At 47.0% G+C, this 20203-nt stretch carries 26 protein-coding genes and 1 pseudogene; 13 read left to right on the top strand and 14 right to left on the bottom strand.

What is annotated here, in order from left to right; translation table 11 throughout:
• Positions 1–49 precede the first annotated feature (49 nt).
• From odhB to lpdA, 3 genes are read left to right on the top strand one after another with little or no spacing between them, the layout of a single operon-like run.
• Positions 50–1225 (top strand): 2-oxoglutarate dehydrogenase complex dihydrolipoyllysine-residue succinyltransferase, encoded by a 1176-nt coding sequence (gene odhB, locus C7N83_RS02460; RefSeq protein WP_106740389.1) that lies wholly within the window; start codon positions 50–52, stop codon positions 1223–1225.
• A gap of 53 nt (positions 1226–1278) precedes the next feature.
• Positions 1279–1545, top strand: a complete 267-nt coding sequence (locus C7N83_RS02455) for a hypothetical protein (RefSeq protein ID WP_106740387.1) — start codon at positions 1279–1281, stop codon at positions 1543–1545.
• A 48-nt stretch (positions 1546–1593) separates the two neighbouring features.
• The gene (gene lpdA / locus C7N83_RS02450; RefSeq protein ID WP_106740385.1) at positions 1594–3024 is read left to right on the top strand and encodes a dihydrolipoyl dehydrogenase; all 1431 of its coding nucleotides are present in this window, start codon (positions 1594–1596) and stop codon (positions 3022–3024) included.
• A 128-nt stretch (positions 3025–3152) separates the two neighbouring features.
• Here the strand turns inward: lpdA and C7N83_RS02445 are convergent.
• The 7 genes and pseudogenes from C7N83_RS02445 to rnc form a co-directional block, all read right to left on the bottom strand.
• Positions 3153–3342, bottom strand: a pseudogene (locus C7N83_RS02445) (IS1595 family transposase); the annotation flags it as partial.
• Between the two features lie 315 nt (positions 3343–3657).
• Entirely contained in the window at positions 3658–3816 is a 159-nt protein-coding gene (locus C7N83_RS14490; RefSeq protein ID WP_170064774.1) for a hypothetical protein, read from the bottom strand.
• Positions 3806–3949 (bottom strand): hypothetical protein, encoded by a 144-nt coding sequence (locus C7N83_RS14485; protein ID WP_170064773.1) that lies wholly within the window; start codon positions 3947–3949, stop codon positions 3806–3808. Before C7N83_RS14485 ends, C7N83_RS14490 begins: the two co-directional genes overlap by 11 nt.
• A gap of 274 nt (positions 3950–4223) precedes the next feature.
• On the bottom strand, positions 4224–5153 hold the full coding sequence (gene era, locus C7N83_RS02440) for a GTPase Era (protein ID WP_106740384.1): 930 nt from the start codon (positions 5151–5153) through the stop codon (positions 4224–4226).
• Positions 5154–5273: 120 nt separating this feature from the next.
• Positions 5274–5471, bottom strand: a complete 198-nt coding sequence (locus C7N83_RS16520) for a DUF2489 domain-containing protein (protein WP_211296559.1) — start codon at positions 5469–5471, stop codon at positions 5274–5276.
• On the bottom strand, positions 5468–5725 hold the full coding sequence (locus C7N83_RS16515) for a DUF2489 domain-containing protein (RefSeq protein ID WP_211296558.1): 258 nt from the start codon (positions 5723–5725) through the stop codon (positions 5468–5470). The genes C7N83_RS16520 and C7N83_RS16515 overlap by 4 nt, the downstream gene beginning before the upstream one ends.
• A gap of 15 nt (positions 5726–5740) precedes the next feature.
• On the bottom strand, positions 5741–6457 hold the full coding sequence (gene rnc, locus C7N83_RS02430) for a ribonuclease III (protein WP_106740382.1): 717 nt from the start codon (positions 6455–6457) through the stop codon (positions 5741–5743).
• Positions 6458–6643: 186 nt separating this feature from the next.
• Between rnc and C7N83_RS02425 the strand changes: the two genes are divergently transcribed.
• From C7N83_RS02425 to nusB, 3 genes are all read left to right on the top strand, one after another.
• The gene (locus tag C7N83_RS02425) at positions 6644–6967 is read left to right on the top strand and encodes a DUF2185 domain-containing protein (RefSeq protein ID WP_106740410.1); all 324 of its coding nucleotides are present in this window, start codon (positions 6644–6646) and stop codon (positions 6965–6967) included.
• A 55-nt stretch (positions 6968–7022) separates the two neighbouring features.
• Positions 7023–7508: a 6,7-dimethyl-8-ribityllumazine synthase gene (gene ribH / locus C7N83_RS02420; protein ID WP_106740381.1), complete on the top strand. Its 486-nt coding sequence runs from the start codon at positions 7023–7025 to the stop codon at positions 7506–7508.
• Positions 7509–7577: 69 nt separating this feature from the next.
• On the top strand, positions 7578–8003 hold the full coding sequence (gene nusB, locus C7N83_RS02415) for a transcription antitermination factor NusB (protein WP_106740379.1): 426 nt from the start codon (positions 7578–7580) through the stop codon (positions 8001–8003).
• A gap of 237 nt (positions 8004–8240) precedes the next feature.
• Here nusB and pyrC read toward each other — a convergent pair whose 3' ends face one another.
• The 3 genes from pyrC to C7N83_RS02400 form a co-directional block, all read right to left on the bottom strand.
• Positions 8241–9275 (bottom strand): dihydroorotase, encoded by a 1035-nt coding sequence (gene pyrC, locus C7N83_RS02410; RefSeq protein ID WP_106740378.1) that lies wholly within the window; start codon positions 9273–9275, stop codon positions 8241–8243.
• Between the two features lie 64 nt (positions 9276–9339).
• Entirely contained in the window at positions 9340–9930 is a 591-nt protein-coding gene (locus C7N83_RS02405; protein ID WP_106740376.1) for an NMCC_0638 family (lipo)protein, read from the bottom strand.
• 10 nt (positions 9931–9940) lie between these two features.
• On the bottom strand, positions 9941–10165 hold the full coding sequence (locus tag C7N83_RS02400; RefSeq protein WP_106740375.1) for a sulfurtransferase TusA family protein: 225 nt from the start codon (positions 10163–10165) through the stop codon (positions 9941–9943).
• Positions 10166–10269: 104 nt separating this feature from the next.
• Here C7N83_RS02400 and C7N83_RS02395 point away from each other — a divergent pair, with 104 nt between their 5' ends.
• Together C7N83_RS02395 and cueR are read left to right on the top strand one after the other, a co-directional pair.
• Positions 10270–10881: a CNP1-like family protein gene (locus tag C7N83_RS02395; protein ID WP_106740373.1), complete on the top strand. Its 612-nt coding sequence runs from the start codon at positions 10270–10272 to the stop codon at positions 10879–10881.
• 95 nt (positions 10882–10976) lie between these two features.
• Positions 10977–11390: a Cu(I)-responsive transcriptional regulator gene (gene cueR, locus C7N83_RS02390; RefSeq protein ID WP_106740371.1), complete on the top strand. Its 414-nt coding sequence runs from the start codon at positions 10977–10979 to the stop codon at positions 11388–11390.
• Positions 11391–11567: 177 nt separating this feature from the next.
• Here cueR and C7N83_RS02385 read toward each other — a convergent pair whose 3' ends face one another.
• The 4 genes from C7N83_RS02385 to C7N83_RS02370 form a co-directional block, all read right to left on the bottom strand.
• Positions 11568–12740, bottom strand: coding sequence for a porin (locus C7N83_RS02385; protein WP_106740369.1), 1173 nt, complete (start codon positions 12738–12740; stop codon positions 11568–11570).
• Between the two features lie 95 nt (positions 12741–12835).
• Complete coding sequence (locus tag C7N83_RS02380; RefSeq protein WP_106740368.1) at positions 12836–13144, bottom strand: hypothetical protein; 309 nt, start codon at positions 13142–13144, stop codon at positions 12836–12838.
• Between the two features lie 15 nt (positions 13145–13159).
• The gene (locus tag C7N83_RS02375) at positions 13160–13543 is read right to left on the bottom strand and encodes a phage holin family protein (RefSeq protein ID WP_106740366.1); all 384 of its coding nucleotides are present in this window, start codon (positions 13541–13543) and stop codon (positions 13160–13162) included.
• Between the two features lie 92 nt (positions 13544–13635).
• Positions 13636–14070 carry a DUF883 family protein gene (locus tag C7N83_RS02370; RefSeq protein ID WP_106740365.1) on the bottom strand — a complete coding sequence of 145 codons (435 nt, stop codon included), beginning with the start codon at positions 14068–14070 and terminating at the stop codon, positions 13636–13638.
• A gap of 173 nt (positions 14071–14243) precedes the next feature.
• Between C7N83_RS02370 and C7N83_RS02365 the strand changes: the two genes are divergently transcribed.
• The 5 genes from C7N83_RS02365 (at position 14244) to C7N83_RS02345 (ending at position 19790) form a co-directional block, all read left to right on the top strand.
• The gene (locus C7N83_RS02365) at positions 14244–14918 is read left to right on the top strand and encodes a transposase (RefSeq protein WP_106740363.1); all 675 of its coding nucleotides are present in this window, start codon (positions 14244–14246) and stop codon (positions 14916–14918) included.
• Between the two features lie 193 nt (positions 14919–15111).
• Positions 15112–16458: a DUF2868 domain-containing protein gene (locus C7N83_RS02360; RefSeq protein WP_106740362.1), complete on the top strand. Its 1347-nt coding sequence runs from the start codon at positions 15112–15114 to the stop codon at positions 16456–16458.
• Between the two features lie 156 nt (positions 16459–16614).
• A complete protein-coding gene (locus C7N83_RS02355; protein WP_106740360.1) occupies positions 16615–16812 on the top strand; it encodes a hypothetical protein in 198 nt (65 codons plus the stop codon).
• Between the two features lie 166 nt (positions 16813–16978).
• Positions 16979–18319, top strand: coding sequence for a DUF3482 domain-containing protein (locus tag C7N83_RS02350; RefSeq protein ID WP_106740359.1), 1341 nt, complete (start codon positions 16979–16981; stop codon positions 18317–18319).
• 1213 nt (positions 18320–19532) lie between these two features.
• A complete protein-coding gene (locus tag C7N83_RS02345; RefSeq protein WP_146135075.1) occupies positions 19533–19790 on the top strand; it encodes a hypothetical protein in 258 nt (85 codons plus the stop codon).
• Positions 19791–20203 lie beyond the last annotated feature (413 nt).

Here is a 20203-nt window from a genome sequence, read left to right as displayed (position 1 = left end):
GATAAGACACATCACAGGCCGTCTGAAAAACGGCCAACCGGAGACTAAAATGATTATTGAAGTAAAAGTGCCAATGTTGTCTGAAAGCGTATCGGAAGGTACCTTGTTGGAATGGAAAAAACAAGTCGGCGAAGCTGTGACCCGCGACGAAATTTTGATTGAAATCGAAACCGACAAGGTGGTTTTGGAAGTACCTTCTCCTCAAGCCGGCGTGTTGGCTGAAATCATTGTCGGCGACGGTGAAACCGTTGAAGCCGATCAAGTATTAGCGCGTATTAATACTGAAGCAGCTGTAGCGCAACCTGCCGCTGAAGCTGCCGAAGCAAAAGAAGTTGCTGTACCTGCTGCCGATGCGCAAACCGGCGCACCTGCTATGCCTGCTGCTGCCAAGTTGGCTGCTGAAAAAGGCGTGGATGTGAATTCGGTTCGAGGTTCGGGGCGTGACGGCCGTGTCTTGAAAGAAGACGTGCAAAATGCTTCTGCTCGCAAGCCTGCGGCGGCAAGCGCGCCTGTTCCTGCCGGTGCACGTCCTGAGCAACGCGTTCCAATGAGCCGCTTGCGCGCACGTGTGGCAGAGCGCTTATTGGCTTCCCAGCAAGAAAACGCCATCTTGACTACCTTCAACGAAGTCAACATGAAACCCATCATGGATTTACGTGCGAAATATAAAGACAAATTCGAAAAAGAACACGGCATTAAATTAGGCTTTATGTCTTTCTTCGTTAAAGCCGCTGTAGCTGCGTTGAAGAAATACCCGGTTGTGAACGCTTCTGTTGACGGCAATGACATCGTTTACCACGGTTTCTTTGATATCGGTATCGCCATCGGCAGCCCGCGCGGTTTGGTTGTGCCAATCTTGCGTGATGCGGATCAAATGAGCATTGCCGACATTGAAAAAGCCATTGTTGATTATGCAGTTAAAGCCAAAGACGGCAAAATTTCTCTGGACGATTTGACCGGGGGTACATTCAGTATCACCAATGGTGGTACTTTTGGTTCGATGATGTCTACTCCAATCATCAACCCCCCACAATCTGCCATCTTGGGCATGCACGCTACTAAAGAGCGTGCCATGGTTGAAAATGGCCAAGTAGTAGTTCGTCCGATGATGTATCTGGCGCTGTCTTACGACCACCGTATTATTGATGGTCGCGAAGCGGTCTTGACTTTGGTGTCCATTAAAGATGCCTTAGAAGACCCAGCTCGTCTGTTGTTAGATCTGTAATATGTTCAGACGGCCTTAAAGGCCGTCTGAAAGCGTGTTGAAGAGTATGAAACATGAAAAAAACGGTTATTTTTCTGATTGTAGGCATTTTGTCAGCCTGTTCGGCTTTATCCGGTAAGGAATATTCGGTAAACGCTTATAATGCACAAGGGCAGCAATTGAATAAAAAATTTGCGCTGGACAGCAATAAAGCGGGCATTCAAATGGCGCGCCAATCGTTATGCCAAACTTACCCGAATGCGACCATTCGCGTTTACAACAACATCACACGCACAGAAGTGAAGGAATTTAGCCCTTATTCATGCCGCCTTAAACGCTAGGCATCACTTCTTGTCAACACATTCTTTTTGAAGGACAAAGGATTTCAAATGCCACAATATGATGTAGTAGTTATCGGTGCGGGTCCTGGCGGTTATGTTGCTGCCATACGCGCTGCACAATTGGGTTTCAAAACTGCCTGTATTGATGCAGGCGTTAATAAAGCAGGTGATGCGCCTGCTTTGGGCGGTACTTGCTTGAACGTAGGTTGTATCCCATCAAAAGCCTTGTTGCAATCTTCAGAGCATTTCCATGCGGCACAACACGATTTTGCTGAACACGGTATTACCTTGGGCGACATCAAATTTGATACCGCTAAAATGATAGAACGCAAAGACGGTATAGTTAATAAATTGACTGGTGGCGTGAAATTCCTGTTCCAAAAGAATAAAGTTGACAGCTTGTTCGGCTTGGGTTCTTTCAAAGGCAAAAACGGCGATTTGTATCAAATCGAAGTGGATAATAAAGGCGAAAAAATTGTTGTTGAAACCAAGCACGTGATTGTCGCGACCGGTTCTGTACCACGTCCGCTGCCACAGATTCCCATCGATAATATGAATGTGTTGGACAACGAAGGTGCATTGAACCTGACTGAAATACCGGCTAAATTGGGTGTTATCGGTTCCGGCGTAATCGGCTTGGAAATGGGTTCGGTATGGAAGCGCTTGGGTTCGGAAGTAACCATTTTGGAAGCTGCACCGACTTTCTTGGCTGCTGCCGACCAGCAAATTGCTAAAGAAGCGTTCAAATTCTTCACTAAAGAACAAGGTTTGGAAATCCAATTGGGTGTGAAAATCAGTGAGATTAAAGCCGAAAAAAGGGTAACTGTTCAATACAAAACCGCTAAAGACGAAGCCAAATCTGAAACATTTGATAAATTGATTGTAGCCATCGGCCGGATTCCAAACACCAACGGTTTGAATGTCGAAGCAGTAGGCTTGGAAAAAGACGAACGCGGTTTCATCAAAGTAGATGGTGATTGCAAAACCAACTTGCCGAATGTTTGGGCAATTGGTGATGTGGTTCGCGGCCCGATGTTGGCACACAAAGCCAGCGATGAAGGTGTCGCCGTGGTTGAACGCATTGCAGGTCAGAAACCGTATATCGACTTCAACAGCGTACCGTTCGTGATTTACACTGATCCTGAAATTGCTTGGGTGGGTAAAACTGAAGAGCAGCTGAAAGCCGAAGGCGTTGAATATAAAAAAGGCACTTCAGGCTTTGGCGCCAACGGCCGTGCATTGGCCATGGGAAAAGCCAAAGGCATCATCAAAGTGTTGGCTTGTGCAAAAACAGACCGCATTTTGGGCGTGCACATGATTGGCCCGGTAGTCAGCGAATTGGTATCTGAAGGCGTGACTAGCTTGGAATTCTCGGCCAGCAGTGAAGACATCGCCCGCATCATACATGCGCATCCGACCTTGTCGGAAGTATTGCATGAAGCGGCATTGACTGTTGACAAACGTGCTTTGCACGGCTAATTGCTGATATATTTTAAATGCCGTCTGAAAATGTTTCAACGGCATTTCCCAATGAATAAGAAAGGGCATATAGTGATAAAACACGTTAAAACCGCATTTTGCTTTATTATTTTAGGAGCTGGCGTAGATTAGCCCCAAATATCACACCAAAATTCGCAAAATTTTCAGTTGTTCTTTTGGTGTACCACAGTTAAAACGAAACCCACATTCTTTCCGGAATAATGGAAAAGATTTCCGGTCAATTCCATTCTATTTCCGTAGCATGCGCTTTGCCCGGTTCCAAAAGTTTTCCATCCCGTTAATGTGGTTTTGCCGTCCTACAAAATGCGTACAGTGACTGATACGGTGACAAGTGGATTCACCCACATCTGTTTGGGATAACAAACGCGGCCATTTGCCCTATACCGACAGGCTGATGGTCTTTATTTTTTGCTGTAATTGTGGCATTGCTGGATTTTTTCTAATGTGAAAAGGTGTTGGTTTATGAGCCAACACCTTTAACGCCTTAAAGGCCTAACAATGCAATCTCAATCTTAGAACGGTAATTTACACGAGCTGAATTTAAACAGTCGATAATTTGTTATCCTGATACCAATTTCGTAGCCCAATTTCAACATCTTTTTAACAGCAGCGCTAGTCCCAAGTTTGATTACTAAATTTGGGATGAATGCACCCAACCACACGCACCACCACGTCAAAACCATCAGCAATCAAATCCGCCTTGCGGTTGCTGGCGACCACATGTACATCAATATAAGGAAATTGCTTTTGAAAATCAGGCCTATCGGACATTAGGGATGATAAAAACCGCCGGAAACCTTATCATAAACCCCCTGTCACGCTCAATGCCGTCTTTCAATGACAAACCTTGCAACACACAGGCGTTTTTGGCATAGCGGCGGACATTGTCAAAACCGCTGCCCACACCGCAACCGCCGTGAGTATTGAACGGAATCACCCATTAGCGTGATTCTTCTTAACCCGTAATCAACATCATTCTTTATCCTGCAAAAAATAACCGTCATCCGGCTTTTTCACCGTTTCCGCGATTTAATTTTTCATGTCTTTTACCTTGTCAGGCAGCAAGTCATCGGCTTCACTTTGCGTGATTACAGTGCCGTTGTCCATCGGCAAAGCACCGTTTTCCGCATCCGAAGCATTAACCATAAAGCTGTCCAGACAGCTTTATTCTGTCAATCTTACAACCCCAATTCACGTAAAAAGCGGATATCGTCTGCCCAGCCGGATTTCGCTTTGACCCACACTTTTAAGAACACTTTGGTATCAAACAGTTTTTCCATGTCCAAACGGGCTTCTGTGGAAATTTTTTTCAGGCGTTCGCCGCCTTTGCCGATGAGAATGGCTTTTTGGCTGTCTTTATCGACCAACACGGCGATGTAGATGCGGTAAAGGCCGCTTTTTTCTTCCTCGAATTGTTCCACTTCCACATTCATGGCATAAGGCAATTCTTCGCCTAAGTAACGGAACAATTTTTCGCGCACGATTTCCATGGCTAGGAAGCGGCTGGATTTGTCGGTAACCATGTTTTCCGGATACATGGGTATGCTCTCGGGCAGGTAAGGCTTGAGCTGCTCTAAAAGGTTGGCAATACGCAAGCCGTGTTTGGCGCTGACGGCTTCGTGTCCGGCAAATTTAAATTCGGCTTTCACTTCATTCACAAAAGCTTCGAGCGCGTATTTGTCTTTGGCTTTGGCTTTATCGATTTTGTTGACTACCAGTAACACGGGCGTGTGTTTCGGCAGTTGTTTCAATACCACACGATCAGCATCGGTAAAGCGCATGGCTTCCATCACAAAAACCACCACATCCACACCGCTCAAGGCTTCGGTGACGTTTTGATTCAGGCGGTCGTTTAGGGCATTGCGGTGGTTGACTTGGAAACCGGGGGTATCGACGAACACAAATTGCGCGGTGTCGTCGGTATAAATACCGGTTACACAGTTACGTGTGGTTTGGGCTTTTTTGCTGGTAATACTGATTTTTTGACCGATTAAATGGTTCATCAGCGTGGATTTACCTACGTTCGGCCGGCCGACGATGGCCACGAAGCCGCAACGGTAGCCTTCGCTGCGTTGGGATTTGTTGTTTAAGAAGGTTTCAATGTCCATGTCTGTCTTTCATATTTTTTATTTTCAGACGGCCTGTTCATTAAAACAAGCCGTCTGAAATATTTATTAGTTCTTATTAGTTCCGAAGAGGAAGGCCGTCTGAAAACAAACGAGCTTCAATTATGAGCACTTTGTCTGCTTTGGCAGCCACACTTGTACAGCCCGGCGCATATTAACGGCTTCGGCCACAATCTCGGTTTCCAAACCGGCTTCACTGCTTTCGCGGATTAAGTCTAATTTCATGCGTTCGCTACGCTTAAGTTGCCGGCGTTCGGCCGAAACTGGCATACCGGCGACCACATCATGCAGCTTATTCATGGCCGGTATAAGCTGAAATCCAATCCGGCGGATTCGGCCAAAGGTTTGAGCCGCAACACGCCTTCGGATAAATTGCATTGCCCCTGCGCCATTACCATGGCAATCAGGTCTATACTTTGCGCCAGTTTGCGACGGCGTTTGTCTTGGGCTTGTTTGGTTTGTTGGTTTTGGCGGTACACTTTCAGCCATAAATAAGCGGCATACGCTGTCATGGTCACGACTACCAACACGCCGATAATCATCAAAAATTTCATACGGTTCCCCCCTTCTTATTTTTTGCGCTTCATGGGATAGTGCTGCTCCAACCATTCCAAAGCTTCGGCAGCGGCTTCCTGCTCGGCGGCTTTGCGGCTGGAGCCTTGCGCTTTGCAGATAAAACCGAGTTCGCCCAAATCGCAGGCAATCACAAATTGGCTGTCATTAGCCGAACCGATTTGCGCTTCGATGCGGTATTTCGGCAAGGCCAAACGGCGGGCTTGCAGGGCTTCTTGCAGCGAGGTTTTGTTGTCTTTGCCCTGATTTTTGAAATCGATACATTTCACACGTTCGGAAAACAAATGGCGCACCACTTTTTCCGCCGTGGCAAAATCGGCATCAAAACTCACGGCGGCGAACATGGCTTCCATGGCATCGGCCAAGATGGAAGGCCGTCTGAAACCGCCGCTTTTGAGTTCGCCCGTACCTAAATACAAACCGTCACCGACATTCATTTCTAACGCAATTTCTGCCAATACGCCTTCATTCACCAAATTGGCACGCAAGCGTGACAATTCCCCTTCGGCTAATTTGGGGAATGCGTCAAACAACATTTTGGCGATGGTGTAATTCAAAACCGCATCGCCGACAAACTCGAAACGCTCGTTGTGTTTCGCGCTGAAACTTCGGTGGGTCAAGGCTTGCTGCAATAATTCGATACGGCTGAACTTATAACCCAAATGCCGTTGGATTCTATGGTGCGCCTGCTGCTTCAATACATCGGATTTCATCGGTTTCCTTTTACGCAGCCCGAACGGGTTTCCATACTCTGCTAAAAATATGCAAACACTTTAAGGCTGATTGGTTTTCAGACGGCCTATTGTATCATTAATCCCCGAATTTCATGGGCGATAGCGAGTGCGAAAAAGAGCCGAATCGTGTAAAATCCCCTCCATATCATGGAAAAGCAAACCCTTATGAATATTTTTACCCAAGCCCTGCAAACCGCACTCGACCGCTGCATCGCCGCCAAAACCGTAACCGAAGAAGGTCGGCCGGTGGGCTTTTTATACCGCGAAGAACCGGTTTTTGAAAACGACAGCGGCTGGCGTTTCTTTACCGGCGAAGAAAGCGACGAATACACCGACAATCCGGATAATTTCAGCGTGTGCAGCATGCCAGACATTACCAAAAACAACCCCGATATCTTCGCCCTGCTTACCGAGCCGCAAGGCAGCGCATGGGAGTTGAACGAAGACGGCAAATTTCAAGCCGTTGCTGATTGGCAGCCTAAAGATTAATTGTTCAGACGGCCTTTACATCATACCGTCCGAAACCACTTTTAAAGGATTAAACATGAACATTATCGAACCCGTTTTAAACGGCAAGCAACTGCGCATCGGCATTGTACAAGCGCGTTTTACGAATGAAATCGGCAGCGGAATGCTGAAAGTCTGCTGCCGTACTCTGCAAGAATTGGGGGTGGCTGACGACAACATCACCATTGCTACCGTACCGGGCGCACTGGAAGTGCCGGTTGCCTTGATGAATCTCGCTTCTTCCGAAAATTTCGACGCCCTGATTGCTATCGGCGTGGTCATTCGCGGCGAAACCTACCATTTTGAATTGGTGTCGAACGAATCCGGTGCAGGCGTGACCCGTGTCGGCTTGGATTACAACATCCCGATTGCCAATGCCATCCTGACCACCGAAAACGACGAACAAGCCGTTGCACGCATTGAAGAAAAAGCTTCCGATGCCGCCAAAGTCGCGGTGGAAATGGCCAATTTGGTTAACCGTTTACTCGAAAACCAATTCGATGCAGAAGAAGACGAAGAATAATCCTCACGCTTTGTTTCAGACGGCCTATCATGAATAAGGCCGTCTGAAAGCTTTTATAAGGACATCCCCATGAAAACACCACGCCGCCGCGCCCGCGAGCTTGCGGTACAAGCCTTGTACCAATCCAACATTAACAACACCGCTGCACCTGAAGTGGCTGAAAACATTCAAGACCTGCCCGAATTTGAAAAAGCAGACCAAGAATTGTTCACCAAATTATTCTTCGGCACTAAAAACAATGCCGAAAAATACATGGAATGCATCCACCCCCTGCTTGACCGCGACGAAAAAGACTTAAGCCCGATTGAGCGTGCCGTATTGCTGATGGCCTGCCACGAATTATCCGCCATGCCGGAAACCCCGTATCCGGTCATCATTAACGAAGCGATTGAAGTCACTAAAACCTTCGGCGGCACCGACGGTTACAAATTCGTTAACGGCATTCTTGACCGTTTGGCCGTGCAATTGCGCCCGGATGATCCGAAACGCGGTTGATTGTTTAGCGCATAAAAAATGCCGTCTGACTAAATTCCAGACGGCATTTTTTTACTATCTTGCAAAGTTAAACAAACTAAAAACCTATGTTCGTCATTCCCCCATAGGCGGGAATCCAAGCTTATCTGTTTCAAGAAAAATACGCAATTAACATGCTGGATTCCCACCTATAGGGAAATGACGGATTATAAATTTTTTAAAATGTACAAATGTTGCCAAGATTTTTTTGTGTATCAATCAATATCGTACCGACCAAGCCACAGTTTGGCCTGCACGCATCGGCACCAAAACCTCATTACCGTAAGGCACGTTTGCGGGAACGGTTTGCTCTTGTCTCACCAACGTAATGGTGTGGCTGTTTTCTGGCAAGCCGTAGAAACGTGCGCCGTTTTTCGAAGCGAAGGCTTCGAGTTTATCGAGTGCGCCGGCATTTTCAAACACTTCGGCGTAAAGCTCGATGGCGGTCATGGCGCTGAACATACCGGCACAGCCACAGGCGTTTTCTTTGGCGGATTTGGCGTGCGGTGCGGAATCGGTACCCAAGAAGAATTTATACGCTTTGTCGCCGGTAACGGCTGCAACTAAGGCTTGGCGGTGGGTTTCGCGTTTCAACACAGGCAGGCAGAAATGGTGAGGCTGCACGCCACCGACCAGTAAGTCGTTGCGGTTGAGCAGCAAATGTTGCGGGGTAACGCTGGCGGCCACGTTGTCGCCTGCTTCCAGCACCAATCGGGCGGCATCGGCGGTGGTGATGTGTTCAAACACCACTTTCAAATCAGGAACCTGCTGCAAAACGGGTTTCATCACATGCTCGATGAAGGCGGCTTCGCGGTCGAAAATATCGATTTCGGCATCAGTTACTTCGCCGTGCACCAAAAAACGCATATCTTGCGCGGCCATTTCCTGCAACACAGGAATCAGCCGGAACAAATCGGTCACGCCGGAATCGGAATTGGTGGTCGCGCCGGCCGGGTAAAGTTTGAAGGCGACAATACCGGCGGCTTTGGCTTCGCGCACCAATTCCGGTGTGGATTTGTCGGTGAGATACAGCGTCATCAATGGCTCGAAAGTACTGCCTTCCGGCAAGGCGGTCAAAATACGCTGCTTATAGGCCAAGGCATCAGCCACGCTGACCACCGGCGGTTTGAGATTGGGCATAATCACGGCGCGCCCCATTTGGCGGGCGGTGTAGGGGGCAACGGCTTTGAGCGCATCACCGTCACGCAGGTGCAAATGCATGTCGTCCGGCTGGATAATGGTCAGGGTTTGCATGGTGGTTTTCCTTTGGGTATTTCAATCGGTTTCAGACGGCATCAATCAGCAGGCTGTCTGAAAATCAGTCCGTTGGATTCAATACAGGTCTGGAACGGTAAATCTGATGGGTAAAATACAGCGCGGCCTGTGCGGGCAATTGTTCCGACACCGAAGTATTAGCCGTCAGCACCCATTCTTCAGGGCTGCCTGATTCGCGCCATGCATAAGAAAGCTGGCGGAAGGGAAACGGCGATTGGGTGGATTTTTCGGAACGCAATTCCTGATTCATGCCTTGCGGTGTTTGTTCAACCAATTGCATGAATTGTTGGCGAACCATATTTTCATCGGCTTTTTCGGTTTTGATGCTGCAACTTTTCGGCGCAAGACTAAGATAATAGGCCGCTTGGTTTTTCTCAAGTTTCCAAGCGGCGTTCCAGTCGAGTTCCATCATGCCGAAAGGCAATTTTTTGACATCGCCTTCCGTCATAGCTTGTGCATTTTGTGCACTTGCCCAAGCGGCAACCCGGGCCGGTTCGCCACGAAGCGCTACACATGATTCGGCAAACAACTTCACCGTCTCTTGCGCCCGCTCTTCTTTTTGCTCGGACGACACGTCTTCTCCTCTGCAAGCCGCCAACATCAATGCCGTTGCACACAATAAGGTTTTCTGCATTTCAGACGGCCTATTTGTGTTTGACCACTAAGGTAAACACGCCTTCGTTTTCAGTCGATTCCAATAAAACATGGCCGGTTTGGCGGCAGAAGGCTTCAAAATCACCCGGTGCGCCTGGGTCGGTGGCCAATACCGTCAGCACTTCATCGGTTTGCATTGGCGCCAGTGCTTTTTTGGCGCGCAAAATCGGCATCGGGCATTTCAAGCCGGTTACGTCTAAGGTCTGTGTCATGATGGTTTGCGTTTAATCGGTTAAATATTAGGTTAATTATACCTGACTTGCTTGCGCCTGCGCTTTTGAAACCCTAAAATACGGAATATTTTCTCTTGGAGAGCATTATGCGCCGTATCAGTTTGCTGGTTACAGCCTTGGCCACCACTTCCGCTTTTGCCCTCCCGGGCAGCGACAAAGATACTTTGGTCAACAGCCGCTATCAAGAAAGCGCCGAAGAAAAAACCGCCCGCGAATTTAAAGAGGCCGAAGCCGGCTTGCCTGCCCTGCCTGACACCAAATCAGGCGATTGGTTTGATATTTATATCAGCGAAACCTATGCCAAACGGCCGAAAATTTTATTGAGCAGCCTGCAAATCATGCCTTCGCCCGACACCAGCATCCGCTATATTTTGAATACACAGTCTTCACAAGGCTACGACAACCTCACCGCCGAAGGAATTTTCTGCGCACGCTCCAGCTTCAATTACGCAGGTAACAAGCATTCTTCCTATAAAGTTTTTGGTTACGGCGATCCGGTCAACAACCGTTGGATTAAACCGCGTAACGCCGACTGGAAACCAATGGGCGGCGCCATAAGCCGCAACGATGAATTGCGCAGCGTAATCTTTAACGCATTTTGCGTGGACGGTGCGCCGAATACGGTTGAAGATTTGATTGAGCGCCTGCAGCAACGCGCCGGCCGCCATAAACCAAGCATGACGGATAACGGCAAATAAAGCATAAAAGGCCGCCTGAAATGATGCGGAATCAGCATTATCATTATTTCAGACAGCCTCCTCCTAAGGTTTGAACATTCTGAGGACATATTGTGATGAACATCAGCGAAATCGCCAAACGCTCGGGCTTGAGCAGCAAAATGATTCGCGATTATGAAAAAATCGGTCTGATTCCGGCCGTCGGACGCAGCGAATCGGGTTACCGCCAATATCAGGAAAAAGATTTGGACACGCTGATGTTTATCAAACATGCGCGTGATGTGGATTTTTCATTGGCGCAAATTCAAATTTTATTGAATCTGAAAAACAACCCGCAACGCACCAGTGCGCAAGTCAAGCAATTGGTGGGCGAACATATCGCCGTGCTGCAGGAAAAAATTACCCGCCTGCAGAGCATGATCCATACTTTGCAATCATGGCACGACTGTTGCCAAGGCAATGACAACCCCGAATGTGCCATTATCGAACAACTTTCGGAAACACAAGTGAATCCGGCCCGTCAGGGATAGTTCAGACAGCCTGAAAACTTTATAAAACCCAGACCGAACCAACAAAACAGCATCCATTATAAAGCGGCGACCCGATAATGACGGTCGGAAGTTGGTTAAATTTTCAATGGTTTCTGCGGATACAGCAATGCAGAAAACCTGCCCGAATCTCAGGCAGGTTTTTTCATGCTCAATTCTTCAGAAGCGGTGGTGCAAACCCAATGAAGCAGCTGCTTGTTCCACTTTACCTTTCTCAGTGGCAGTCAGACGCGTTCGACTGCCTAAGCGCATGTAGCCAACCTGTCCACGTGCTGATGTACGTTTGCTGAAGCGGTAATCGCCGCCGACAACGACTTGGTCGAATTTATCCACCAGTTTTTCACCGCTGTCCACGCCTTTTGCCGGCCAGCCGTGGGCGTAGGTAATATACGGACGCCAGTTACCGAAGTTGTAGCCTGCGGTAACGGCGACATCAATCACTTTAACGGCTTCTGCTTTGCCTGCATCTTTTGTGATGTCGCGGCCGTTGTAAGTATTGAAGCCGTCGGTGAAATTGGCCAGATAAGTGTTGGCACTTTCATTGGCTTTGGCGTATTGCGCGCCGAAGCCTAAAAATACATTATTGGCATTATAGACAGTTTCCAAGCGGACAATTCGGCCATCTTTCGTGCCGACACGGTTTTTGCGCAGATTGTAAGCTACTTTGGCGAAAAACTCAGGATTGATATAGCTCACACCGGCGGTGTATTGGTCGCGGCCTGACTCGGCATGGGTGTATTTGTCTTCCGGATTTTGGTTGTCGCGGGGTGAATATTGCGCATTAAACTGGAAACCTGAAAATGCCGGGCTGTCATAACGAACCGATACGTTGCGCGAACCGGTTCGGGTAAATACGCCCAAACCTGTGGCACTGTTGCTGTACATCCATGTATCGATGGTATCCATTTCATTGAGCATGTTGCTCAGATTACCGGCGCGCAGCTTACCTAGCTTACCTTCCAAGCCGATAAACGAATCACGGTTGCCCCATTTTCTGCTGTTGCTTTGGCCCAAAATCGACGCGCGCTGCTCCAATTGCCAAATGGCGGTTAAATCATCGCTCAATTTTTCTTTGCCCTTGAAACCGATACGCGAAGTATTGTCATTGATGCGGGTTGAGATGGCACTTTTTTCAGTACCGGCATCACCGACAGGGGTTCTTCGCTGTCGTGATTTTGGGGTTGAGATAGCACTTTTTTCAGGGTCGGCATCGCCTTTGATTTTAACTTGACTGGTGCTGATGCTGCTTTTGATTTGACCGTACAAGATCACATCGGCATATGCGCCGCAGGAGAATGCAGCGCAGGCTAGTGCGAGAATAGGTTTTTGCATGGTGAATTTCCCTTTTCAAAAATATGGTTAAGCCAACCTTGACATCTTAATAAATTTTCTCTTTTAAAACAATCTTTTTTAAAACGATAAAATTTTTATTTATTTTGGCTTTGCTTTAAGTGATTTTGCCAAGCCTGCAAAGCAAACAAAGCCAATATTGCGCCATAGCGATAAACTTTGGGCAGCGGCAAATAGGGGGTTTTGACCAGTATCCCGGTTGACAAGGCTGCAAATCTGCTGCCTAAATCGGCTAGGCGGTAAAGCATGGCTTCATTTTCAGCCGATTTCTGCGCTTGGGTTTCTTTGAGCTTGCGCTGTTTCAAATAGGAAGCAGTCACTTTCAAACGAGCCAGTTTGATTTCCAATTCCAGTAATTCTCGGGTTTCTTTTTGTTGTTGGTTCATTGGGATGATCCTTTTTTATTCTTCGTTGATTTGACCGCGCAGATATGCAATATCAGCTTGAATGTCTTTTAATGTATTGCCGATACGGTTATTTTGGCCTTTCCAGCTGCCGATAATGCGCGTACAAGCGATGATAATCACCAAAAAGCTTGAGCAGGTTATGCCGAAAAATATCCAAATGGCCTGTTGGTCGGTCAATATACGGTTTAAACCGAATAGCAAACTAATCAATGCCACCAACAGCAATATTGCTGAAATTGCCAACCAAATCACACTGCGCACGGCATTACCTGCCTGCTCCGCCAAATCAAGGTTCAATAATTGCAGACGCAACATCAATAAATCGATACCTTGATTGAATAATAATTTGGCATGTCGGATATTCTCTTTGAGATTCATCTCTTTTCCCTTTCTCAACTTCATACTGTTTCCAAACGCTTAAAATAGAAAGGCCGTCTGAAACCTTTTTCAGACGGCCTATTCATCCGCTATCAGCGACGGTTCAGCAATACACCGACCACCAAACCGGCTAATGCGGCAAAACCCATTGCATAATAAGGTTTATCACGTACTGCTTCATCAGCTTGCTGAGCGTGATGTTTGACACACTCACCGGCTTGAGCTTCAAACTCTGCCAAACGTTTCTTGCCTTCTTTAAAACGCTCGCTCGCCCCAGCTTCAAATTCAGCGTATTTGTCACGCGCTTGTTCGGCATGATGGCGGAAACGATCGACCGCTTCGGCTTCAAATTTACTCAGACGTTCTTTAGCCGCATCCAATTTTTCCTGTAATTTTGCTTTGACTTCCTTGGCTTCGTCAGTAGTCGCTTCGGCGCCTGCATTGTATAAATCTTCTACATCATTCATTACTTCACGAATATCTTTCAATAGAGCTTCTTTTCGAGTTTCATAATCATGTTTTTTCATTATTACGCTCCTTTGCGTGTTCGTTTGATATGTTTTTAGTATAGTGGCGGCAACATTGAGTTACAAGATAATTTCCATAAAGTTAATTTGAATTTTTGTAAATATTGCTAGATTTTGAATGATTAAAATTTGTCCTGAAAATTTTTTAAAGGGGCTGAAATAGATTAGCAGTCATGTCAGACGGCAAAAATGAAGATAACCATTGCAAATTAACAAAGAATATAAAAAGAGAACTTCTCCGGTTTTTTATACCGGAAGTAATGGCTCGTGCAGCCGCTGATATTTTGGGTATCCAGCCCGGTTGGGCTATGTTGTCCTACCGCAAAACCAGCCGGGTGACTGCCTGTCATTTGGCGCAGGAAGCAGGCGGGGTTTTCAGAGGCCTTACCGGGCCGGACGGGGGTTGTTTCGGCGGTCGGCGTAAAGGTAAACGCGGACGCGCGGCAGCAGGGAAAGCGGCGGTATCCGGCATCTTAAAGCGGCAGGGAAAGGTCGGTACCGCCGTTGCGGGGGATAACGGGAAGGATACGTTATTTCCGGTTGTCAAACAGCAAACAACACCTGACAGCATTGTTTATACCGGTAGTGACAGGGGCTGTGGCGTGCTTGATGCGGGGCAGGTTCGCGCGTCGCCGCTCAACCGTTCACAGCCTTTTGCAGACCGTCAAAACCCTATCGGCGGCATTGGAAATTGTTGGAACCGGGCGAAGTGCGTCTTGCGCAAATACAAAGGGGTTGGCCGTAAACCTTTCCCGCTGTTCTTGAAAGAATGCGGGTTCCACTTTGACTTCGGCGCACCGTCCGGGCAGCTTGAAATGCTGCGGAAATGGTGTGGTGTTTGGGGCTAATCTGCGTCAGCCCCCAAAAAAATTAAGAATGACTTAAATGGTTTCAGAAGGGCTGAAAATCAAATTTGTCTGCATTTATTAATGAATAAAGTAATTATTTTTTGCATGACTTAATGCCTTATTTTGCAAAGGGCTCAGGCCGTCTGAAAAGCTATGTTAAAATTGGATTATTTTTCAGACGGCCTTTATTGTTATGCTTAATCCGAAACACAAACTTGCCGAATTGGTACGCATTTTGGAAGAGCGGGATTATATTTTTCCTGCCGATCCGGCTCAGGTCACCGAATCGCTGTGTCATGTCGATGGGCAGCCTGAAGGGAAAATATTGCGCCGCTCAGAAATGATCGATCGTAATCATCAGTTACAAGATGTGCTGGAATACACTAAAAACGCGGCTTTTTGGTTGTGGATTGTCGGCGTGTCGCTGATGTTTGCCGGCGGCTTTTCCGGTACTTATATTTTGATGGACAAACAAGATCTGAATTTTTTTCTGATTTTGGCCGGCGTGTTGGGTATGAATACGGTGATGCTGCTGGTTTGGTTGGTGTCGGTGGCTTTCCATTTTAAATTCGGTAATATCATCAGCCATCCGATGACGTGGATGCGCGGCAAAGATCCGGTGAACCAGGCACTGTTACGCTTGTACACCGAAGAATGGAAGTGGCCGTCAACGCGCTGGCTGATCGGACGGACGTCACACAGTTTATGGCTGGCTACTTTGCTCGGCATGTTGGTTTCTGTGTTGATGCTGTTGCTGGTGCGGCAATACACATTCAACTGGGAAAGTACCTTGTTGACCAATGCCGCTTCAGTCAAAGCTATCGAATGGTTAGGATGGCTGCCGTCTAAAGTCGGTTTTCCCGTGCCCGATGCCGATGCAGTGTTGCAAGGCCGTCTGAACAGTAATACTGATGATGCGCGTGCGTGGTCGGGTCTATTAGTCGGCAGCATTGTGTGCTACGGCATTTTACCGCGTTTTACCGCATGGGCGGCCTGCAAAATTATGCTCAAAATCAGCCGAACGCCGTTGCCGCTGGATAAACCGTATTACCAAAAAATCATTCAGCAATGGCAGACAAAAATCATCGATGCCGACACACAAAGCGAAACCGTCGCAACCGTGCCGCCAAAAATCAGCATCAGCGATGGGCCGAAATGGGCGGTGATGTTGGAAATGCAATGGCCGGATGATTCATGGTTTATCCATACACTCGGTCAAGACTGGTTGGACAAAGGCGTGGCTGAAAGCCGCGATACCGTGCATACTTTGGTAAACGAATTGCAACAGCAATCAGCGCAATTGCTCATCGGTGTACGTGCGCATACCATGCCCGACCGTGGCGCGTTGCGCCAGATTACCTCGCTGGCAGAAGCAGCAAAGGGCGGGGCGGTAGTGCAGTTATTGGTAGAAAACCAGGTTTCAGACGGCATGGCAGCTGTGTTGCGGTATTGGCAGGAGGCACTAGCCGAACGTAATATTGCTTGGCTGAATCCGCCTCAATGGGCGCAAACACAGCGTATGCAGCGTGAGGCTGTCTGAAAGCAGAAGTTTTCCATTTGATTTATGTTTAAATAGGCGTATTAAAGATGACAAAAATGACTTACACCGCAGACCAACAGATTCTGATTGATGTGGCCAAAGAAATGGCGGCTGCGCAAACCGCCGATGAAATCATGAAACCATTGGGCAGAAGATGTGAATTGGTTTGATATTACTTCTCGTCATTTGCAGGGATATGATGCTGTTCAGGCCGAATTTGACGAACAGTTTAACAAGCTCAAACAGTGTGGCGCGGAAATTACCCATTTGGATTGCAAAGTCAGCGGTGATTTCGGTATCGTAACGACCACTCAAAATTTTGGGGCGGCATATAAAAAACGATCAAAAAGTTGAAATGGTAACTCGCCAAACTGATTTTTTTGAGCGCTGCAGCGATGTTTGTAAGTTGGCCTACCGGCATATTTCACTAAATTTGGCAGATAGTTTGGCTGTGATTCGGTAGACTTCTTAAATACTTCAGTTGGTCGGGGTTCTCATCCGACTACCGATTTGAAATATCATGACTAATAAACCTTTATCTCTGGCTGTGGTCGGTCACACCAACACCGGCAAAACTTCGTTGCTGCGAACCTTGTTGCGCGACAGCATGTTCGGCGAAATCAAAAATGCGCCGTCCACAACACGTCATGTCGAACAGGCCGCCATTTCAGATGGCACCGATACGTTGGTGTATTTATATGACACGCCCGGCTTGGAAGATGCAGGCGGCGTGTTGGATTGGTTGGAAGCCAATACGCCGTCGCGTTCGGACGGCATTGAACGCTTGCAGCAGTTTCTCAGCAGCCCTGCTGCCGCCGGTGATTTCAATCAGGAAGCCAAAGTATTGCGCCAATTGTTACAAAGCGATATGGCACTGTATGTGGCGGATGCACGCGAGCCGGTATTGAACAAATATAAAGACGAATTAACCGTGTTGTCGTGGTGCGCCAAACCGGTGATGCCGGTATTCAATTTTATCGATGGACAGGATTTGGCCGAATGGGTCACCATGCTGGCGCGGCGCACGTTGCATGTGTACAGCGGGTTTGATACGGTTGCCTTTGATTTTGAAGGAGAAATCCGCTTATGGGACAATTTGGCCACTATGCTGCCTGAGCGCGATATTCTCGACTGCTTAATCGGCATGCGCCGCCGTGAATGGCAAAAATTAGATGACGACGCCCGCCGTGAGATTGCTGATTTTCTGCTTGATGTAGCCGCTTACAAACAGGAACTCGACGAAAACGAAAATCCCGAACCGGCTTTGCAAACCATGCAGGCTGAAGTGCGCCAATTAGAGCGCAAAATGCAGCAGCAATTGTTTCGGCTTTACCGCTTTTACCAAAACGACATCGAAAGCGGTGATTGGGCATTGAAAGCCTTCCGCCAAGATCCGTTTGACAGCGATTTGCTGGTGCAATACGGCATCCGCACCGGCACAGGTGCCGCTACCGGTGCATTAATCGGTTTCGGTATCGATATTGCCACGCTGGGTGGTTCGCTCGGTTTAGGCACGGCCATCGGCGGTATTTTGGGCGGCGTGTTGCCGAATGTGCAGGATATTTCCGATAAAATTTCCGGCAAACAAACCTTACACATCGATCCGGAAACCTTAACTTTACTGGCCGCGCGTGCTTTGGATTTGTTAAATGCCTTACAAAAACGCGGCCATGCGGCACAATCGCAGGTGGCGTTGCAAAGCGGCCAAACCCCTTGGCAGCCACACAGATTGCCGTCCGAATTAAATAAAGCGCGTTCGCAATGGAAATGGTCGTCGCTGAATACGCATTTGCCCGATCTCAGCCACCGAGAACGGATGGAAGCTGCAGAAAATTTGCAACAGAAATTAAAGCAGGAATAGGTCATCTGAAAGTTTAAATGCGAATAAAAATATTTTTTCTCTATTATTTTTCTTTTTTGATTTAAATAGAAAATAAAATAGGTGAAAATATCCGATAATGTCTTTTTTGATATAAACCGCAATTTTTTTAGTCAAAGATATTGACGGACGAAAAAGAAAAGCGCACAATACGTCCCGTTGAGTTGCTTGATGCAGCTTGATTTTTCTCCTCTATTTCTCCTTTGTAGACTTGGCGCATATCCGAAAAGATATGCGCGTTTTTTTTTTTTTTCGTTATTGATGTTCATCAAATTATCATTCTTATTGCTTATGATGATAATGAAACAGGCCGTCTGAAACCAAACTACATTTAAAGTATATGAATGATACAATTAAGAAATTTTACAAGAAAAATACTTGTGCTTTACGGCTGAGTTTGGCATAATTGTCTCCATTAGCTGGTTCGAGTAGCCAGTTAATAGTTTCTCCTCTATTTCTCCTTTGTAGACTTGGCACACATTTGATTGAATGTGTGCATTTTTTTACCTGTCGTTTGCGTGCGTGATGATATTCTGTAGTGTTGCTCATAAATACCATTTTTTGTAAGGAGCTTAGGAAACAAAATCATAAACAAGCATGATAATCTTTTGATATGCCCAACAAAAAAAGATACCTAAAGTTCAGCAAACTTTCTGAACAAAAAAATCAGGCAAATATGATAATACGACGTTCCATAAAGGCAGTGGCACAGTAACGGCAATTGGGAATAGTGGGTATACTGTTCTTTGGTTGCCACTTTATTGCTATGACTTAAATGATATTGAGAAAAAGTAGACTGAAGCATATTCGCAACAACAGCGGTATCGATAAATATATAGTCAAAATTAAGACAAACAGCTATAGGTTATTAACGGTTTGGATGCTGTCACCGGTTAGACGTACAGTATCGGAAGCAGTTAAACTGATGACAGAAAGCTAAAGCTATCCATCATGATGACGCGCTTTTCCGGTCGGTTTGGGATAAGTAACGTTTTGAACCAACAGCTAAAAAACTACAGGTCATACTGCTGCCGAATAACCTGGCCGCAAACGGCTTTTTGGGGATAAGTAACAAAAAAGGCGGTTTTTCCCTATTTTTTAGAGAAATAATCATTGATAAACATTGTCTTATACTCTTTTTCATCCCCTGATGAACACTCAGTTCTCCTTCAAGCCACCAAAATAGGCCGTATCCGTGATGACATTGACTTTATCCGGCGCGGTAAAACAAACTTGCCGGACAGCTTGGGGCCGCAGTTTGATGCAAACGCCGGCTGGTGGTTTGACGACTGCGGCGGTGGTGTTTGGCAAGCTGCGCGGCGGTTTGTTTGCCGCATGTATAAGCCTGCCAAAGGTCAGCGTTATTCAGCCGTTTGCCGCCGTCAAAATGCCTATGACAGCTTTTGCATTGACAGCGGCCATTTTGACGACTGCTTTTTCTCAATTGTTTTGATCTGTAAAAAGGGCATTTTTTGCCGCCACGGGTATTGAACCTCTAAAAACCTTACAGAATAAGGCTTTCAGCGATTTTTATCACCTTTTTTTGCTACTTACCCCTCTTTTTGTGATGCAATGTCCCGATTGCATTGGTTTGATGGCATCCCTGCCGGCCGTGACCGTCATAACATCTTTGTCCGAATAACCGTATGCCCGTAACCAACTCTTTCTAAAACTACTTTCATCCGGGAAGGCAATATTTTGTTTTCTTGATTTGAAACGGTGCAAGAGACGGATAAAGTGCTGCCTGCGTTCAGGACGGTTCTTCTGGTGCCTCAGTGTTTTTTTCTGCCGACTGCCCATTACTTGAGTGCCCGGTGGATAGAAGCCTCGGTACAATCAAAGCGTTTTACTCTTCCGAAGATACGC

Origin of the sequence: Neisseria iguanae (genome assembly GCF_003013245.1) — a bacterium.
Lineage (GTDB): Bacteria > Pseudomonadota > Gammaproteobacteria > Burkholderiales > Neisseriaceae > Neisseria > Neisseria iguanae.
The sequence above is the reverse complement of the archived record's forward strand: the minus strand, read 5'-3'. Positions and strand labels throughout refer to the sequence as shown.

Bases quoted from the DNA above. Each gene is read 5' to 3' on its own strand.
- cueR (WP_106740371.1), top strand. From the start codon at position 10,977: ATGAACATCAGCGAAATCGCCAAACGCTCGGGCTTGAGCAGCAAAATG.
- rnc (WP_106740382.1), bottom strand. From the start codon at position 6,457: ATGAAATCCGATGTATTGAAGCAGCAGGCGCACCATAGAATCCAACGG.
- C7N83_RS02455 (WP_106740387.1), top strand. From the start codon at position 1,279: ATGAAAAAAACGGTTATTTTTCTGATTGTAGGCATTTTGTCAGCCTGT.
- C7N83_RS02385 (WP_106740369.1), bottom strand. From the start codon at position 12,740: ATGCAAAAACCTATTCTCGCACTAGCCTGCGCTGCATTCTCCTGCGGC.
- ribH (WP_106740381.1), top strand. From the start codon at position 7,023: ATGAACATTATCGAACCCGTTTTAAACGGCAAGCAACTGCGCATCGGC.
- C7N83_RS02370 (WP_106740365.1), bottom strand. From the start codon at position 14,070: ATGAAAAAACATGATTATGAAACTCGAAAAGAAGCTCTATTGAAAGAT.
- C7N83_RS14490 (WP_170064774.1), bottom strand. From the start codon at position 3,816: ATGTCCGATAGGCCTGATTTTCAAAAGCAATTTCCTTATATTGATGTA.
- C7N83_RS02365 (WP_106740363.1), top strand. From the start codon at position 14,244: ATGTCAGACGGCAAAAATGAAGATAACCATTGCAAATTAACAAAGAAT.
- C7N83_RS02425 (WP_106740410.1), top strand. From the start codon at position 6,644: ATGAATATTTTTACCCAAGCCCTGCAAACCGCACTCGACCGCTGCATC.
- C7N83_RS02350 (WP_106740359.1), top strand. From the start codon at position 16,979: ATGACTAATAAACCTTTATCTCTGGCTGTGGTCGGTCACACCAACACC.
- C7N83_RS02380 (WP_106740368.1), bottom strand. From the start codon at position 13,144: ATGAACCAACAACAAAAAGAAACCCGAGAATTACTGGAATTGGAAATC.
- C7N83_RS02360 (WP_106740362.1), top strand. From the start codon at position 15,112: ATGCTTAATCCGAAACACAAACTTGCCGAATTGGTACGCATTTTGGAA.
- pyrC (WP_106740378.1), bottom strand. From the start codon at position 9,275: ATGCAAACCCTGACCATTATCCAGCCGGACGACATGCATTTGCACCTG.
- odhB (WP_106740389.1), top strand. From the start codon at position 50: ATGATTATTGAAGTAAAAGTGCCAATGTTGTCTGAAAGCGTATCGGAA.
- C7N83_RS16520 (WP_211296559.1), bottom strand. From the start codon at position 5,471: ATGAATAAGCTGCATGATGTGGTCGCCGGTATGCCAGTTTCGGCCGAA.
- C7N83_RS02405 (WP_106740376.1), bottom strand. From the start codon at position 9,930: ATGCAGAAAACCTTATTGTGTGCAACGGCATTGATGTTGGCGGCTTGC.
- C7N83_RS02395 (WP_106740373.1), top strand. From the start codon at position 10,270: ATGCGCCGTATCAGTTTGCTGGTTACAGCCTTGGCCACCACTTCCGCT.
- C7N83_RS02375 (WP_106740366.1), bottom strand. From the start codon at position 13,543: ATGAATCTCAAAGAGAATATCCGACATGCCAAATTATTATTCAATCAA.
- lpdA (WP_106740385.1), top strand. From the start codon at position 1,594: ATGCCACAATATGATGTAGTAGTTATCGGTGCGGGTCCTGGCGGTTAT.
- era (WP_106740384.1), bottom strand. From the start codon at position 5,153: ATGGACATTGAAACCTTCTTAAACAACAAATCCCAACGCAGCGAAGGC.
- C7N83_RS16515 (WP_211296558.1), bottom strand. From the start codon at position 5,725: ATGAAATTTTTGATGATTATCGGCGTGTTGGTAGTCGTGACCATGACA.
- nusB (WP_106740379.1), top strand. From the start codon at position 7,578: ATGAAAACACCACGCCGCCGCGCCCGCGAGCTTGCGGTACAAGCCTTG.